This is a genomic window from Frankia sp. AiPs1 (assembly GCF_023716945.1).
Classification (GTDB): Bacteria; Actinomycetota; Actinomycetes; order Frankiales; family Frankiaceae; genus Frankia.
In genome coordinates this window covers 1-18,716 of the sequence record NZ_JAMQQF010000014.1, presented here as the reverse complement: position 1 = coordinate 18,716, position 18,716 = coordinate 1, and the positions used below count along the sequence as shown (strand labels likewise).

The following is an 18,716-nucleotide window of genomic DNA, read 5'->3' as shown; positions in this document are numbered from 1 at the left end:
CCGCCACCCCCGCGGCGGCCGTTCGCGGGCGTTGTCGTGATCGGCGCCGGGTTGCGGAGGTGAACGGATGTCCAAGTCCCTGGACGAGGCCATCTACGCCTTCACCGGAATGCGGCTACCCGGCGCCGATCCGAACAAGATGTGGGCCCTGGCCGACGACCTGGACCGCAAGGGCGACGTGGTCCTCAACACGTTGTCGCCGGAGCTGACAAAGATCGTCCGTGCCGTCCAGAGCGGCGTGCACGGTCAGGCCGGGCGACGTTTCACCGCCCAGACTCTGCCGTTCGTCATCAGTGAACCGAAGCTCCTGCTCCAGGCCGGCATGTTGCTGAAGTCGGCGGCGACGCTGTTGCGGGACCAGGCACTGCAGGTGGACTACACCCGCAAGCAGGGCTTCGTCATGTTCATTTTTATGCAGATCCAGTTGGCGATCGCGGCGATCGAGGCCGCGTTCGGCGACGAGGCGGACGCGGCCGCCCGCATCGCCGAAACTCGGACGATCATCCAGCGCATCCTGTCCCTGGAGACGGCCAAGACGGCATCGAAGATCACCGCGATGCAGATGCTGTTCATGCCCGGTTCGTCGATCGTGGCCCAGGCGTGGCAGATCCTGGCCGGCAAGCGGAGCGGTCTGGACGGCGGCGAGATCGGTCACATGGTCGAGTACGGGTTCGCCGCCGCAGCCTTCTCGCTGTTCTCCCTGCCTGGTATGAAACCAGGCTTGGTAAAGATAGACAAGTGGCTGAAAAAAATAGGCGTCGACAACGGCATCAAAAACCCGCTGGCCGGACTGTTCGTCGCGACTCTCGTCTCCGGGCTGACCGAAACCGGCGGCGGCATCTTCGCCAGCGGAGCGGTGGATGGGCAGTGGGGAGTGACCTCTGCCATCGACGACCTGATCTCCGGTTCTGTCGAGGGCAGCACGGAGCATATTGCTCACCTCTTCGGCAAGGGGATGCGTGGTGGGGGTAAACCACCCATCAACGAAGCGCAGATCGCCGCACTTCTTGACAGGCTGAACCTCAACAACCTCGGCCCGGGCCCGGCGGATTCGAATCTTAACCTGGACACGGGGGGCGGCCCCGATGACGACGGAGGCGATGACGGCCCCGTCGTCGGCCATGGCGGCGACGGCCCCTCGGAGCACACGCCGAGCCTGCACGACGGCGACCTGGACTCGTTCTCGGATTCCGACTCGGACCGGTCGGACTCGGACTCGGACACGGACTCGATTTTCAGCATGGCCTCGGACGGCACCACCGACACCGATCTGAGCGACAGCGATCTGAGTGGCAACGACCTGGGCGACGGGGATCTGGAGCCGATATCCGGCCCGTCCGGGCCTGAGTTGAACGGACTGAACACGAAGCCGAAGCCGCATCGACTGGATCTCGACGCGGCCGGCTTCGACGTACCGGCGGAGTTCAACGACCATCCTGCAGCTCCGCCGAAAGTGCCCGACCTCCATCTGTCCAGTGATCGGACACCGGACATCCATCGGCCGGACATCCGTCCACTGGACGGCTCGACCGCGGACCCACCGGCCCCGGTCGCCGGATCGCCGCTCAGAAGCCACCCGACGATCGAGCCCGACGCACCCGCGCCGCCCGTCCCCGCGTCGCCCGTCCCCGCGTCGCCCGTCCCCGCGTCGCCCGTCCCCGCGTCGACGGGTCTTCCCTCGTCGGCTGACCGACTCGGGTCGACTGGCCTCACCGGGCAGGTCGATCTTTCCGGCACTGGTCCGGATGACACCTTGATCCAGCCGGCTCCCCAGCCCACGACCGGTCACAGCCGCAGTCCCGACGCCGTCATCGAACAGATCGAGGTGCCGCCGGACGTCGGATCGCTGGCGCCGGTCGATCAGGTCCCGCCGCGGCCGGCACCAGCACCGACCGGTCCGCTGTCGGCCCCCTCTCCGGTGATTGCCGTCGACGGAGTCATGCCTCCGCCGACTTCAGCCCGCCCGCCGAGCCGCCAGGCGCCCGCCGGGCCGCCTTCTGCGGTGGTGACGCCCGCCCCGGCCGTGAGGCCCCCGACGCCTCCCGACCTGAACGGTCGGACCACGGTCGATGCCTCGACGCTCATCCGGCCCGCGCCGGTTCCGTCGCGGGCGCTCGGGAGTTGGGCTGTCCCCCAGACCGATCCCGCGCACAGCGACGTCATCGCACCATCCCCCGGGCCACCGGTGCCGCCCGTTGCTCCCGTCACGTCAACCCCACCGGTCACCACCACTCCGCCGGTCTCGCAGAGCCCGCCGGTCTCGCCGGTCTCGCAGAGCCCGCCGGTCTCGCCGGTCTCGCCGGTCTCGCCGGTCTCGCAGAGCCCGCCGGTCTCGCAGAGCCCGCCAAGCCCGCGGATCCAGCCGATGCCACCGGCCCTGCCCACGCCGTCGAGCCTGCAGACTCCGGCGGTCCCGCCGGCCGCTGTGCCCCCGCCGGCCGTGGGATCGAACACGCCCGCCGGGCCGCAGGCGCCCCCGCTGCTGGACAGCCGGCATACCGGCTCCCCGCAGGAGTCCTCCATTCCCGATGGAGCCTCCCCGGTCTCGCGGACGCCGGCTCCTGTTCCGCCGGTCGCCGGCGGCTCTGCCGGACACCAGCAGGTGCCGAATGCGAGCGATGCCGAGTCGCCTGGCGAGGCTTCGGACTTCTCATCCTCCAGCGACCTCTCGGTAGCTCCCGCACCGTCGTCGGACTCGCCGCAGTCGTCCGCTGCTCCGACGAGCCCGGTGCCGCCGGTCACGAGCGATCCGTCGCCGAACCTGACCGGGTCGCCGAACTTGACCGCGTCGCCGAACCTGACCGCGTCGCCGAACTTGACCGCGCCCCCGAATGCTGACGGCACCGTGGCCCCCCTCGGGGCGGTCGACGAGATCCTGCCGGTGCCGATGGGACAGCAGAGCGTCCCGGGGGAGCAGGCGGAACCCGAGTCCCTTCACCCGACGGCCACCGAGCGCGATCTGCTGAGCTCGGTACGGGTGGATCTACAGGGTCGTCCGGCGGGTCGAGAGATCAACGACGGCGAGATTCTGCAGGTCTACCGTCATGTGCGGTCGCAGGTGGCGAACCGGGGGAGGGCGACGAAGGTTCTCGCCGCGGATGTGGCCGCACTCCTGCGGGGCGAGGAGATCGGACGGCTGCGCGGGGGCGCCTCGGGTGCCATTGCGGATCCGAATTCCGCGACGCAGGCCGATCCGCCCGATATCGCTGATACGGGACCGTCCACACCGGAGGTCGACCAGTGGCGGGACGTCCGCCTGGAGCTGGACGTCCCGGAAGGCGTCCGCACGTTCACCAGTACCGACCTGAGCGCGGATCAGCGTCAGAGCCTGGACCGCTTCGCCGAGCACATCGCCGCCGACGCCGCGCGCCGGGCTCGCGACGGGCTTCCGCCGCTCACTGTTCACCTGGAAGGTGGGGGTAACGGCCGAACCATCGGCTACCGACGTGCGATCAGGAGCGGGCAGCTTCGCGCCGACTCCGCCTGGCGAGTGCTCGCGCCTGCTGTGGCCGTCCGGCTGGTGCGGTTGGGCCTGCAGCCCAACGTGGTCACCTATCAGACGCACACCCGGGGCGCTCAACCCACGGTCGTCCCGCATCCGGTGGCTGGAGCCGGCTCCGGCGCAGTACGGTCCAGCCCGCCGGTGGATGTGGGACAGCGACACCGTCAGATAGTCGGATGGCTGACCGAGGACACCGCCACGCTTCCCGCTGTGATTCCTGCGGCGCAGCCTCGTGGCCCACAGGCCCGGGCCGACGACCAGGCTCCGCCGCCGCTGGAATCCACCCCGCCACCCGGCGAGGTGCCAGCGCCCGCCGATCCTGCTCCGCCCGCCGATCCTGCTCCGCCCGCCGATCCTGCTCCGCCCGCCGAACCAGTGGTGCCGGTTGGTGGGGAGCGGCCGGTTCGTGGTTTGGATTTCGAGCTGGCTCCCGCGGTGGAGCCGAAGGGTTTGAAGGACTGGGAGTTCGACAAGGAGGGTCGGCTTCGGGTCAATCCTTTGTGGAGCCGGTTGGAGGATTTTTCGGGTAAACATCTGGAGGGGAGTGCGGCGGGGGCGCTGTGGCAGTTCGCGGTGAGTGAGGACGGTCAGGTCTTCCTGGGTAGCGAGCTGGTGACGTCGATTGTTTCGAAGGCGGAGCTCGACGAGCTGTTCGCCTGGATGTCTCCGCATAATCTGGGGTTGACGCGGGATCGGCTGGAAAGTGATCTGATGATGCACGGGCATCCGACGATCGTGGTGGGTTTTGATCCGGTTTCGGGCCGGACGGTGACGGCGCCGGCGCGGTTCAGTGGTGAGCTGAGTCGGGGGCCTGATGGTCGTTGGATAATCAACGACAAGTCGGGTCGGTACATGAGCAAGAAGGTTCGGGGTAACGTCGCGGAGGCGGACCTGGCGCGGTGGATGAACAATGTGGCCGCGCAGATGACACGACAGTTCGGTTTCCCGGTCGGGGTCAATCCCCTCAAGCACGCCGCACCGGCCCCCCCACCCCCGGCCCCCGAAGCCCCCGGTCCGCAGGAATCTGTCCCGCCACCGGCCTACGACCTCGCCCCGCCCGTCGTCCCGGCGGTGCCCGTCGATCCGACCCTGCCCGTCGACCGGCCGGCGCCGGCCGGTTCCGCGATGCAGGTTGAGCCGCAGCCGCAGCTCGGGGCCGTCGCGCCGACCGATGATCCGATACTTCCCGCGGTGGATGCGGCCACGACGACCGTGAATCCCGTCCAGTCGGGGTCCACGCCGTCGGCGGTCGAGTCGACGGAGCCGGTACCGGGGAGCGAGGAGGCTGAGCTGCTGGACTGGGTGCGGGTGGATCTGCGGGCCCGTCCGGCGGATCGTGAGGTCGGCGACGGCGAGATCCTGCGGGTCTACCGTGACCTGCGCGCCCAGCCGGCGAACCAGCACGGGGTGACGAAGGTGCTCGCCGGCGATGTGGCCGCGCTGCTGCGGGGCGAGCCGCTCGGCCGGTTGCGCGGCGGCGCCCCGGGCGACGCGGCGGACCCGAGCCTCACCCCTCCCCTCAACGCCCATGATCTGACTCCGCCGGTGCCGACTCCGTCGCTGCCGGTGCCGTCGCTGCCGTCGCTGCCGGTGCCGGTGCTGCCGGTGCCGTCGCGGCCGGCGCCGGGCCCGCCGTCGATCCTGGACCTTCCCGCACTGGATCCGGACGGTGACCAGTGGGCCGAGCGGACAATGGCCGCCCTGGACCGCAGCGCGGCCTCGGTCGACGCGGCGGCCCGCAGCGGCCGCGGCACCCGTGACAGCCAGCTCGGCAACCCCGGTGAGACCAGCACAGTTGGTAACCCGAGCGCCGCCGACAACGCCGCCCACGGCATCGTGGCCCGCGACTTCGCTACCGAGCCCCCGACTCGATCGCTCGCCGAGCTCCTGCGCCGGGTGGACGAGCACGGCGGGCAGCCCGACCTCCACGGCCCGCTCCGACGACTGACAGCCCCTCAGATCGAGGCTCTGCTGGGAGGGTCCGCCTCTCTGGCGGAGGGGCAGCCGACCACCTCGCGGCCTTCCCCGACCCCGCCTTCCCCGATCCCGCCGTCGACGACCCGGCGGCCACCGGTGGCGCCAGTAACCACTGTGTCCGCGAACCCGAACGTGGTGCGCCGGTCCGGTGACCTGATTACGTTGTCCGACAACCGATCGTTCCGGGTCCGCGACGTCGCGGGAGACGGGGACTGTTTTCCCCGGGCGCTGAGGCTGAGCACCGAGCAGCAGGTTCCGCCTGGCGCCACGGCGTCGACGTCGCGGGCCCCGGCCGGCCTGTCGAGTTCCGTCCCGATCCGGGATTACCGCTCCGAGCTGGCCCGGCGATACCGGGAGGAGGTGCGCCGGGCCGCGGATCGCGGTGAGACCCATCCGGATGCCGGCCGGGAGATCGTGCCGCTGCTGCTCGCCGACCTCTCGGACGACGCTGTCGCCACCATTCTGCGCAGGGCCGGGCAGAGTACCGCGCCGACCCGGGATCAGGTTCGTGCCTGGTCCCGGGGCAGGCAGATGCAGACGACCAGGGATCTGCTGGTCGATCGACTGGTCGCTACCGGAGAGGACCGGGCGCAGGCCCGGGATCTGGTTGCCGACCTGCCTTTCGGGTTCGTCGAACAGGCGGTCGGTCGGCCGCCGGCGCCCGATCCCCGGCAGTTCGCCGGGTCCGCCCAGCATCACAACGGCCTGCGCGCGCGTCTCGGAGACTGGCTGACGGCAAATCCCACCACCCGGTTCCCGCTGGTTCAGCGCTGGCTTCCGGCGTCGATGGCGGCCGTCATTCCGTATGTCCGGGCGGCGCTCGCGCGGGACGGCTGGCTGCCGGAGTTCACCGATCTGCTGGCGTCGGCCATCGAGGACCGCGCTCTGTGGAACACCCCGATCGGCGAGGAGGTGCCGGCCGCGATCGCCCGGGTCGCAGACGTGGACATTCGCGTGTTGCAGCAGGGGCAGAGCGAGTTGGGGCTCAACGAGTCCGCCGCCGGCCGCCCCACCGTCTATGTGCTGCGGCATCACAACCACTACCTGGGCTTGGAACCGATCGCGCGGCCACGGGGCACCGGCCCGACGACCCCCGGGCCAGCACACACGCCGACAGCTCGCCCGACGTCACGGAGGCTGGGAAGACGCATCCCACCGACCGGCCCGCGTCCGACCTCGACGCCGGCAGCAGACCCCGCCGGCGAGCAGCAGGCCGGCCCGCCGACGCTGCCGCCACCGATGTTCGAACCCACGCGCTGGCCGACGCAGATCACCGGCCGGCCGGACGCTTCTGCCTCCCCACCGCCGGTGAGGATCTCCCGGCACGGCCGGTTGAGCGCTTCGGACACGGTGATCGGGATGTATCCGGGGGAGAACGACGTCTACCAGTGGATCGAGCGGCGGCTGAAGAAGCCGCTGGGCGGAGCCTGGGCGGAGATCGAGCCGGATGTGCGGAACTTCGCCCGGGCCTCGGTGACCAAGGCGAGGCTGGCCGGGATGACCCGTGGCGATCAGCGGCAGCTCCGGATCAACCAGCGGGGGTGGGTGGGCACCGTCACCCTCGACGCCATCGTCCGGGACTTCTCGACTGTCCGTGACGTGCAGAAGTTCGAGTTCGAGAGCGGTTCGGAGTCACAGGGCACCGCCGGCGATCTCCACGAGTCCCGGTGGAGAACCAATGTCACGCTGCCGGTGCGGGTCACGACACCGAAGTTCCAGTGGACCGGCAACTTCGGGCGGTACTGGGACTCGAGCCGAGGGACCAACGAGTGGAGCGGCGGGCGGACGGTCGCGAAGTCGAAGGTCGTCGAGCCGGGCACGCTCTACGACGGTTTCACCGATCTCGGCGTCACCATCGATCTCCGCCACCTGAAAGTGGGCGAGCACATCGCCCCGAAACGCCGGGTGTTCACGATCGGCACGCGGATTTCGACCCCGAGCGCCGACAGTCCCGACGCCGACGGGAATCCCCGGGCGCCCGCGAACCACTACACGGCGCCGGAACGGGTGCGCCGTGACCGTCGCCTAGGGTCCACCGACGTCGTGTTGGACGTGTACCCCCTGGTGTCGCCGGGCCAGGGTTACATGCGGGACACCCGCGGTGTGGCGGGGGTACTCGACAGCATCGACCCGTCGGGCACCACCGTGTACAGCTCCATGTGGCCGCGGGTGAAACAGGAGATCCTCGCCGAGGTCGATCTGGACCGGATTCATCAGCACCTGAAGGGAATGATGTCCGGTGATCCGCTGGCGGTGAGGCTGGAGTCGGTCGACGAGACGGTCGAGATCTCCGCGGAGCTGGCCGCGCTCGACCATGTCCGGGCGACGGCCCAGACGGAGTTCAACTCCGGTACCGAGACCTATCGCTTCACCTCCGACCAGCGGATCACCTCGGACGCGCTCCAGGTCCCCGCGCCCGGCCAGTTACTCGGCACGGCGAAAGCCGCCTTCGACATCACCGGCACCGGTACCGGGCAGATGGGCCGGGACACGGTCGTGCTGCGGGACTCGCTGACGAAGTCCGGCGTGGCGAACAAGTCCAAGAATCCTGACGGACAGAAGTTCGACGGCCGCGTCAGACTGATTTTTCACCTGCGGAACAAGCCGGCCGTCGGCTCGGTGCGGACGGCTCGGCCGACGGCCGCGCTCGGAATCACCACGGTGATCGAGACGGACGAGGCGGAGGCGGCGGATCGGCCGACCCCCTGGGTGGCGCCGCCGCCGATGCCGACCCGGCCGGCGCCGGCTGCGCCGGTCGCGCCTCGCGACGTGCTGGTGCCGCCATCGCGGATCTGGGGCAACGGGCCGGGGACCGGGCTACGGGACACGGACACCGTCCGCGACCTCTACCACATGGAGCGAATCCGGGCCGCGCTCGACCAGCAGGGCCGGGACTTCTTCGGGGACATTACGTGGAACGGGATCCGCCAGGAGGTACTGACCTGGTTCAACCGGGACCGGGTCGCGGCCTACCTGGCCTCGATGACCCGGGGCGCCGTCCTCGACGGCCCGGAACTCAACCAGCGGGACGTGCCACCGGGGGCGTTCCTCCAGGCCCGGGCGAAGGTCACGTCGACCACCTTCCGGCGAACGACGAGGACCGAACTGTCTCCGCAGGACGAGACGAGCGCGCAGTTCTCCCGGCGGCGGCTGAACTGGTGGAGTCAGGCGACGACTCTGGTGCTGGGCGGCGTCCCGACCTTCGAGGGTGGGGAGGTCGCCCTCCAGGGCCTGGGTGGCCGGGAGTTCCGGCGCCGGACCGGCTGGCGCCTGCTCAGCTCAGGAAAGATCGTCGCCGGCGCGAAGTTTCCCACCCGGGTCGGGATCTACGACAGCGACGTCGAGCTCACGTTCACCTTCGGCGCACTTCTCAAGAAGAACACGTCGACGTCGGCGACGGTACGGACCGAGATAACGATTCCCGAGGGGGAGGGATTCCTCTTCCCGAACTCGACCCGCCCGGCGAGCAGGATCACCGAGAAGACCCACGGATCGGAGCTGAACGCCCATCAGGCGGAGCTGGCCGATCGCGACCCGGACGCTTCCCCGGTGCGGCCCAGCGGATACCTCGTCGGGCCACCGTCGACGCCGGCCACCAGCGTCCGTCCGCCCGCCCGGGTGACGGACGAGCACCGGATCAGCCCGACCGACACCGTGCTCAGCATGGGCGCCGACGACCGGGTCGTCATGCGGGCGATGACGCGCGACCTGCGGCCACTGCTCAGGCTGAGCTGGCGGCGCAACGAACGGCGGCTGAACCGGCGTTACGAGGGCGACCCGCTGCGGGCGAAGCTGGCGGACCTCTCCAGCGGGGAGGAGTCGACGACCAGGGTCAGAAGCTTCCTCGTCTGGGGCAAGGTGGCTGTGCGAGCCGAGGTCGGCAACCTGGGCTACCACGAGCCCGTACCCGGCATCGAGATGGAGAGCGGCACCGAGACCTCGCACTCCGTCGGCGGCAACATCGATTCGCGTCGTCGGAACATCGCCCTGTTCCCGGAGAAGCTGAAGCTCGACGGTCCCCATCTCAACATCAACGTCACCGGCGCCTACAACCGGGACAGGTCGATCTCGCATGCCGGTGTCGGCGGCGGACGCATCGTCGCCAAGGGGAAGACGGCGGAGGAAGGGGCGCTCTTCCGGGGACCTGTCCGGTTCGTGGTGAGTTACGACCTGCGTCTGCTGGGCTTCCCGCTGCGTCGCGGACCGCGGTCGGTCACCATCCCCGACGCTTCGGTCATCTTCCCGATGCGCGACACCCGGACCGGGACGGCGGGGCAGCCGGCGGTCGACCGTACCCCCGACACCGCCTTCGCCCCGCCGCCGCGGATCCGGCGGACGCGTCGGCTTGGATCCTCCGACATCGTGCAGGATCTGCGCGGTTTCCCGGCCACCCCGGGCGGTCGCCTGCAGGGCGTGGAGGACATCCTGCGCCATGTCGACGAGAAGGGCCGACGGGTGTTCGGGCACCGGTGGAAGGCGGCCCGGAGCAGGATCGAGAAGGAGGTGCCCCTGGTCCGGCTGCAGTACGACTTCCGGCCCATGACCGCGGGCGACCCGATCGAGGTCGTCGTGCCCGGTGGCCGCGTCCTGATCACCGCGTCCCTGCCGGAGTCGGCGGACGATCTGCCGCACGTGAGCAACACCGACCAGACCGAGTTCAACACCGGGTCCGAACAGAGCAGTTCCACCGCGACGACGGACGGGGTCACCGCCTACGGCGTCTCTGGCAGCGTCACCACTCAGACGCAGATCTACTACACCACCGACCCCGCTGGAGTGGCGCCGATCAAGGGTCGATTCGGCGGAAACATCATCGCCCAGGCGGGCAGCGACGACATCATGACCCAGTCGATCATGTCGCGCGCGGCGATGACGACGAAGACGAAGAAGCCGGGCGCGGTCTTCGACGGCCGCGTCCTGCTCCACTTCCGCATGGAGCGCACGCCGCTGCTCCGCTCACCCCGGATCGGTATTCCCGACGCCCCCGCGCGGCTGCGGGTCCTCACGGAACAGACGGAGGCCGAGGCGCTGCCGGCGAAGAACGGCCCGGCGGAGGAAGATCCAGCGAAGGACAGCCCGGCGAAGGAAGGCCCGGCGAAGGATGATCCGGCGTCCGCCGGGCCGGCCGCCCCGATCCCACGAACGGCCGCCGCCACTCCTGCTCCGCCGGCGCGGATCTGGAGCGACCAGGCAAACCGCGGCCTGCGGGACACCGACGTCATACGTAGCCTGCCCGAGACCGCCGGGTTGCATCAGGCCCTCGACCTCGCGGGCCGGGAGCTGTTCGGCAAGCGAACCTGGGTGAAGATCGGTCCCGCCGTCCGGGCGGCGTTCAGCAACGCGAACCTGACCGCCTCGCTGGTGGGAATGACCCGCGGCGAACCCGTCACCGTTCCGCGGCTGCTGAACAATGTGACGTCCAGATCGGCCTCCGCCACGGCCACCGCCCGGATCCTGCATCTTCGTCACCTGCGCACCGACGATGTCGCCGAGCTCAATCCGGTCAACGAGACCACCACCGCGGTGTCGCGGCGCGGGCAGTACTGGTCGGCCGCCGGTCTGCAACCCCAGGTCGGCGGGGTTGTCACCGCCGCCAACGTGGCGGATGTGAGCGTCGACCTCCTCGCGGGTCCGACCTACCAGACGAGGAACACCGACGTCGCCGGCTCGACCGGGCGGGTCCTGGGCAACGGCAAGTTCCTGAGCCCCACGGCGAACTACGAGGGCTTCGTCGAGATCTCCATCACCCTCACCCACGGCAACACCACCCGCGTCGTCACCGGCGCCGTGCCGGTCGAACTGGGCTTCCCGGCCGAGGAACTGTCGACCACCTTCGATCCGGGCACGGCCACGACCTTCGATCTTCCCGGCGACGACGGAAACCCTGTCCAGTGGTACGGGCCACGGGACATGGATCTTCCGCTGCCCCACCTCCCACCGGCGACCTCGCCACGCGACCCGGCATCCGCACCCCCGGCATCCCCCGCACCCCCGGCGCCACCGGCCTCGGGCACACCGGCCGCCGATCATCAGGGGGCGCCGGGACGCCCAGGCTCCTTCCAACGCGGCGAGGCGCCGGTCATCCCCCGGCGGACCTCGTCGTTGTCTCCCGCGCCGTCGGCCCCGCCGGTCATCCCCCAGCGGACCTCGTCATTGCCCCCTGCGCCGGCCGCCCCGCCCATGACACCGCCGCCGCTGCCTCACAGGCGCAGGCCGCCTCGGCGCGTCGACCTCCCGCCGATCGCGGAGGTCCGGGAGGAACCCGACGACGACAACGACATCGCCATGCGGGAACTGCGCTCGCCGCCGCCGCTGTCGTCGCCGGCCGGCCGGACCGATGACGATCGGACAGCGGTTGGCGAACGGCCGACGGGTCGCGGTGACATTCGGGCGGCACCTGAGCCGCCCGATCCGGTGGGCGCCGAGCGCGAGCTGGTGCAGTGGGTACGGATCAGGCTGCGGGCTCATCCGGTCAGTCGTGACGTCGACGACCGTGAGATCGTGCGCGCCTATCACCAGCTTTCGTCGCAGCAGCGGTATCGGCGGACGCCGACGAAGTCGCTGGCCGACCATGTGATCGCCCTTCTACACGGGCAGCCTCCTGGTGCACTGCTCGGTGGCGCCGGCACGGACAGCACGGGGACGGGAACCGCCGAGACGGACATCCCTGAAACGGTCGCCGAGGCGGTCGAACAGGGGCCGCCGGACGCGGTGATCCGCACGGGTGCCGGCCTGGTCGGGACGACCGCCGCCCACCGTCCGTGGAACGCCACCCGTCCCTCGCTCGACGCGGCGCGGACCGATGTCTTCGAGGTGAGCGGGATCAGGGCGGCGGCCGGCGGCGCCGACGGGCCCGGGTTCGTGATCAACCGGACGGATGGCACCTCCTACGTGCTGTCGCCGGCGCAGATGCCCGCCTTCCTACAGGGCCATGGCTGGCAGCCCGGCACGCCGCTGGCCGTGGTCGAGGAGGCCGGGCCCCTGCTGCGGCAGGCGTGGCGCGCGGTCGGGTCCGCCGCCGACACCTTCGTCTTCGCCCCGCCTCCAAACCTGAACGTGCGCAGGCTCGGGGGACACGTCCAGCTCGCCGGCGCTCGCTCACGGTGGACTACCCTGCACGCGCCGGCCGGCCGGCCGGCGCCGCTGGTGACCGACCCGGCGGGGCGGCTGTGGCGCCCGGACGCCCCGTCGTGGCTGTGGATGGACGACCACGGGCTGGCGTCACCCACCACCGAGCTCTACCGGAAACGCTGGGACCTGTACCGGATGGTCGGACTCGGCTACCAGCCCGGCGTGTTCGCCCTTGATCTTCCCGTGCTGCCGGACGGCCATCTTGGTGTGACGTTGGGTGACGGCAGCGTCCGTCCACTCGACGAACGGGGGTTCGCGGAGGTGGTCTCGGCCGCGCGGGCCGCGCAGGCATCGGCGACCGCGCAGCGCACCCCGATGGGAATGGTGGCGCTCTGGGCGACGCCGCCCGAGGAAGCCGCGGCCCACCGGAACTTCCTGCGCGACACGGAATCCCTCGCCGCGGCCTTCGGCAAACCGGTCGCGCACATCCGTCCCGGGGCCGAACCCTTCACGACGCACGTGGCGCCGGGCAGCATGTACCCGATGCCGGATCCGCCCTCCCGGCCGGACGGGGCGGGGCCGGGGGAGGAACTGGAGATAGTCTTCCCGCCGGGGCTGGCGGACTTGCCGCCCTACTTCTCCGTCGACGAGGAAAGCCGGCTCGTCCCACCAGGAAACGACGGGGCCCGGTTCTTCGAAGGCGGCGGCCTGATCTTCGGTCTCGCGGCCGACAACGACGCTGACGCAGCCGTTCTGCAGGGCTGGTACGTGGATCTGATCGCCATGCCGCCGATCGCCGACGCCCTGCCGCTCGTCGTCGTCAACACCGTGCCCACCGGCGAGCCTTCCTGGCGCCGAGAGGCACTGGAGCCGCTTTCGGCGGAACAGATCATCACGATCCTTGACCAGGCCATTGCGGAACCGGGGTCGACGACCCGCCGAGCCGTGCCGATCAGGCTCGTCTCGACCCGGGAGGCGAGCGACCGCGAGAAGCTGGAAAAACTGGCCCGGGAGATCTCGGAACGCAACGACGGTCAGCCGGTCTACGTCGGTCACGACGCGAACTTCGTTCCCGGCCTGCATGACGTCGTCGCCAACTCCTGGGTTCCGGTGACCGCCGACTCCGCGGCCGGGGGCAGCGCGGGGCCGGCGTCGTTGATCCGCCACGGGGGAAACCGCGAGACGGGCACGCTCACGGCGGTCGACCAGATCTTCGACAATCTCGGGTCGGATCCGTCGCAGTGGTATCAGGCGGCCGCGTCGATCGCGGATGTTCACGTGGTGCCGCTGGCCGACGCGGACGGGGTGTACGGGATAGATCTGACGGCTCCGCCGGACAAGGGCCGGCCAAGCCGGGCCGTCCCCGCGCGGCAGCCCGGCGGGTTCGTGGTGCTGGCGGACGGCGACACGGACACGATCTTCGTCTCGCATGCCACGCACGGGGGACTGCGCATTCCACCGGAGCAGCTCGCGGCCGTCATCGACGCCCACGCCCCCGAGGGGTTCGCGGGGAACGTCCACCTGGGGGTCGGACGGCTGGAACCGAGCCCGGGAAGCGACCAGTCGTCGAGGCCCCCGCACACCCGCTTCGCGACGCTCCTGCGCGGCGAGCTGGACCTGCCCGTGTACTCGACCCACCAACGCGAGCCGGACTTCGGCGAGGAGGGAGCCTGGCAGGCGGCTCCCCGGCCCCCCTGGTCGGCGTTGCTTGACGGCGACTCTCCCGGCGGGGGTCTGAACCTCTGGTCGGCGGATCTCTCCCTCGCCTCCACCGCCGTCATCAGAAGCACCGCCGCCGCCGTCGCCACCGCGCTGGCTGCCGGCAGTATCCCCGTCGTTGTCGGCACCGTCGGCGACGGACGGCTGGCGGTGCGCGGCGAGCACGGTTTCGAGCCGACCACACCGCGCATTCTCGCGCGGCGGATCCGCCTGCTGCTGGCGAGCACGAACGTCGACCCCGCCGCGCCCGTCTCCGTGATCCCGGTGCCGCCCGGCGCCACGACCAGGGAACGCAGAGGGGCCGCCTTCGCGACCCGGCACGCGCAGTTCCGCGACGAGCTGGCCGTGCACCTGGCGAACATGCCGGCGTTGACCGCCGTCGACCTGGCCCGGATACCTCCGTATCCGGGCGCGGCGGACGCGGCCGACCCGGGGCCGAGCGCCGCGGCCGAGACCGGGCCGGTGCGGTCCGACGTCCGGGCCGAAGGGAGCCCTCGGCGGACCGCGGAGGTCGGCACGACAAGCGCCGCTTCGCCGGTCGACACGATCGAACCCGTCGCCGAGCCCGACCCCGACCCCGGCCTCGATCCACCGTCGAGCCCGTCGCCGTCGCCGTCCGATCCTGCTCCTCGTCCGCGGGACGAGGAGCAGGATCTTCTGCACCTCGTGCGCAGGAGGCTGACGGTCGGCTCGGCGCCTGCGGACCGCGACGACGACGAGATCCTGATGGTGTACCGGACACTGCGGAGGCAGCCGCAGAACCGGCGGCGGGCGACGAAGACGCTGGCGGATGAGGTGGTTGCGGTCCTTCGTGGTGAGCCGATCGGGCGGCTGCTCGGTGGGGCTGATCGGGTCGATCTCGTCGCGGAGTCGGTGGGCTCGTGGCGGGATGTCGGGTTGGAGCTTGATATCCCGGAGGGTGTGCGGGTTTTTGGGCCTGCGGATCTGACTGCTGAGCAGCTCGCCGGCGTTGGTCGGCTCGCGGATGAGATTGCGGGGGAGGCGGCGCGGCGGGCTCGGGTGGGGGGGCCGGCGCTGGTAGTGCACCTGGAGGGCGGGGGCAGCGGCCGAGCGGTTGGCCTTGGTCGCGCGGCGCGTTCCGGGCGCTATCGTGCGCAGTCCGCCTGGCAGGTGCTGGCGCCGGCCCTGGCGCAGCGGCTGACAGCAGTCGGTCTGCCGGTTCACGCGGTGGGTCATCGGATCTTGACACGCGGCACCGGGCCCACGTCCGCGCCGACGCCTGCCGGCGGGGCCGCTGCTCGGGGTGGGGCGGAGGAACGTCGGGATCGTCGTCGGGTGGCGATCTGGCTGACGGAGGATCCGACCGCCCGTCCGCTGGGTATCCGCCCGTCGGCCATCCCGTCGCCGGAGCAGCCTGTGCCGGAGCAGCCTGTGCCGGAGCCGTCCGTGGTGGAGCCGCCTGTGCCGGTCGCGGCACCGGTGGAGACGGAGCCCGCGCCGTTGCTTCCGGTGCCGGTCGCGGCACTGGTGGAGACTGCGACGCCGGAGCCCGCGCAGTTGCTTCCGGAGCCGATGGCACCGCCGGCCGCCGATTCCTCGCAGGCGCCAGGATCGTCGCCGTCCGTCCCGGTGTTCCCGGCCGAGGAGGGTGCTCTGTCGGGGCCGCTGGATTCGCCGTCGGTCGAGCCGGCGCGCCCGTTCGACGAGCCGGCCTCGGACTCCACCCCCGGCGAAGAAAGCCCGGATGCGGCCGGTCCGGAGGCGGCCGCGCCGGCGTCCCCGGCCGCCAGCTTGTCCGTGTACGAGTTCGATTCCGGGGAAGCCGAGATGGTGGTGCGCACGGGTGCCGGGCTGCTGGTGACGAATCCGGCGGGCTATCGGTTCGCGCTCGACGACGCCGACGAGGTGGTGGCTCGGGACGAGGTGTTCGAGGTGCGGGGTGCTGAGGTTCGGCGCACCGATACCGGCGAGCCCGTATTCGTGATCGAGCGTTTCAACGGATCCCATCTGGTTCTGTCACCGGAGGAGATGGCCGGATTCCTGGGCCGGCATGGTTGGCAGGGTGAACCGCTTGCTGTGGCGGATGAGCCAGCGGCCGCGCAGGACGGATCGGATGAGCGTTCGGTGTTGCGTCGGGAGGCCTGGCGGCGGGTGGGGGTGGCCGCCGATGCGTTGGTGTTCATGCCGGCTGCGGGTAGCGAGGTGATGGTCAGGGCCGGTCACCACACCGCCGTCGCCGCCGGTGCGGACCAGGCCGGCGGGTTCTGGGAGGTGCTGCACAATCCGGCCGGCCGGCCGGTTGGCCTGGTGACCGATCCGGCGGGTCGGTTGTGGGCGCCGGACAGTCCGGCGTGGTTGTCGATGGACGACAACGGGCTGGCCGCGCCCACGGTGGACATGTTCGGCCAGAACACGGTGTGGTACTTCGAGGAGGATCTCGGCTACCCGCCGGGTACTTTCGCCCTCGACCTTCCCAGGCTTGCGGACGGCCGTCTTGGCGTGACGTTCGGCGACGGCAGCGTGCGCCCCTTGGCCGAGGTGGGGGCGGAGGCGGTCGTCGTGGCCGCTGCGGCAGGGCGGCGGGCACCGTTCGGGACGGTGGTGCTGTGGACGGCGCCGCCGGGCGACACCGCCGCGGCCGAGGCGTTCGTGCGGGACCTGGAGCTGCTGACGGCCGCCTTCGGGGTGCCCGTGGTTCCGCCCTCCTTCTCGGGCACCGATCCGACGCTGGATCACGACGGTGACACCGTGTCGCCCGAGGACCGTGACGCCGAAACCGATGACGCCGAGGTCGATGACGCTGAGGTCGATGACGCCGAGACTGATGACGCCGAGGTTGACGACGGCGAGTCCGCCTACGAGGCCGCCGACGCGGACGGCGAGATCTCCGAGGACGGCGATGCCGAACGCAACGATCCGGATTCGCCGTACTCCGGCCCGGTCCACGCCAACTCGGTCCACGCCAACTCGGTCGATTCCGAATCGGTTGATTCCGGCTCGGTCTACTCCGACTACTCCGGTCCGGGCGGCCGTGAGGCCGACGAGCCCGAAGCCGCGGATTGGTTGGACGACTTCGACGTCCGGGTCGACGCGGAACGTGGGCTGGTGCTCGCGGGCGGAATGCGCGAGTTTGCGGCCGGGCTGCACGGCCAGCCGTATGTGACAACGGTCTTCCTGCCGCGGATGGCTGACGGTGCGCTGGGCATCCGGCCGCGGGACAGCGTGGACCTGGAGCCGGTGTGGCCGGGGCTGATGGTCGGCCTGCTGACGGCGGCGGGATGGCGGGGCGGGCCGGTGCAGGTGTGGGCGCCGAGCGAGTCCGCGGGGGGCTGGGCCGATCAGGCCGACGAGGAGGCCGAGAACGTCACGCTGCGCGAGCAGTTGCAGGAGTTCGCGACGGAGCTGCGGACGGAGTTCTGGCTGCCGGACGCGGGTATCGGCCAGCGGGTGGTGGACGGCCACCTGGCCGCGCGCAACGACGACCTGGGTAGCGGGTGGAGTGCGCTGCGACCCGAGCTGGTGGACGGCCGCAACCTGGTGCGGCCGCCGGTGTGGCTCTCCGTCGCGCCGGACGGCTCCCTGGCGCCGGGCGAGGTCACCGGTCCGGTGGTGTGGAACAACGGGATGGCGTCCCTGACGTTGCCGGAGTATCTCGCTGAGATCGACTTTCTGCGTGCGCTGGCGGCCGCCGAGGCCGGGCCGTTCGAGCTGGTCCTGCCGGCGCATGAGGGTGGTGTCGGGATGACGATGCCCGATGGTCACCGGCTCCGTTTCCGGGAGGACTTCGAGGGCACGCCGCCTGGCGGGAACGTCCATCCCTCCTTCGCGTCGTTCCTGCGGGACAACGGCTGGCACGACGACTCCGCCTACTACCTGGACCTGCGCCTGTGGGTCGCCGGGGGGCCGGGACGGTCGCAGCAGATGCTGCACCGGTTCGCCAATGCCCAGGACGTGGAGTTCCTGGTGCTCGACGGGAGCAGTCACGGCGAGTTCGACGACGCGGGCGGCGGGCCGCGGTCGGTGGACACCGGGGGGCGGCCGACGTCGTGGCGGGTACTGGGGCCGCTGGCCGAGCAGGGCACGAGCAAATGGGACACCGCGGATGGCGGGGCGCGGCTGCGTCCCGACGACGCGGTGGTCCGTACGAGCACCGGGCTGGCCGCGACCAGCACGAACTCCTACCTGTCCGCGGTGCGTCATGCCACGGATCTCGCGGCCCGCGACGATGTCTACGAGGTGGAGGGATTCGAGGTCTACCAGGACGAGGCCGGACAGCCCCGGTTCGTGCTCGGACGGCTGGACGGGGGATTCACCTACCTGCCGCCGGCGCAGATGCCCGCCTACCTCGCGAACCAGGGGTGGGACGGTGTCCGGCCCCTCGTCGTCGTCTACCAGCAGGACGACGAGGGTGAGCGGTCGGACCTGCGCCGGCGGGCCTGGCGGCGGGTCGGCGCGGCGGCCGACGTGACCGTGTTCGCGCCGACCC

1 pseudogene is annotated in these 18,716 nt (G+C 71.0%); it reads left to right on the top strand.

Annotated features, from left to right (window positions below):
* Window positions 1–67 precede the first annotated feature (67 nt).
* A pseudogene (locus ND748_RS03520) lies at window positions 68–18,716 on the top strand (hypothetical protein); the annotation flags it as partial.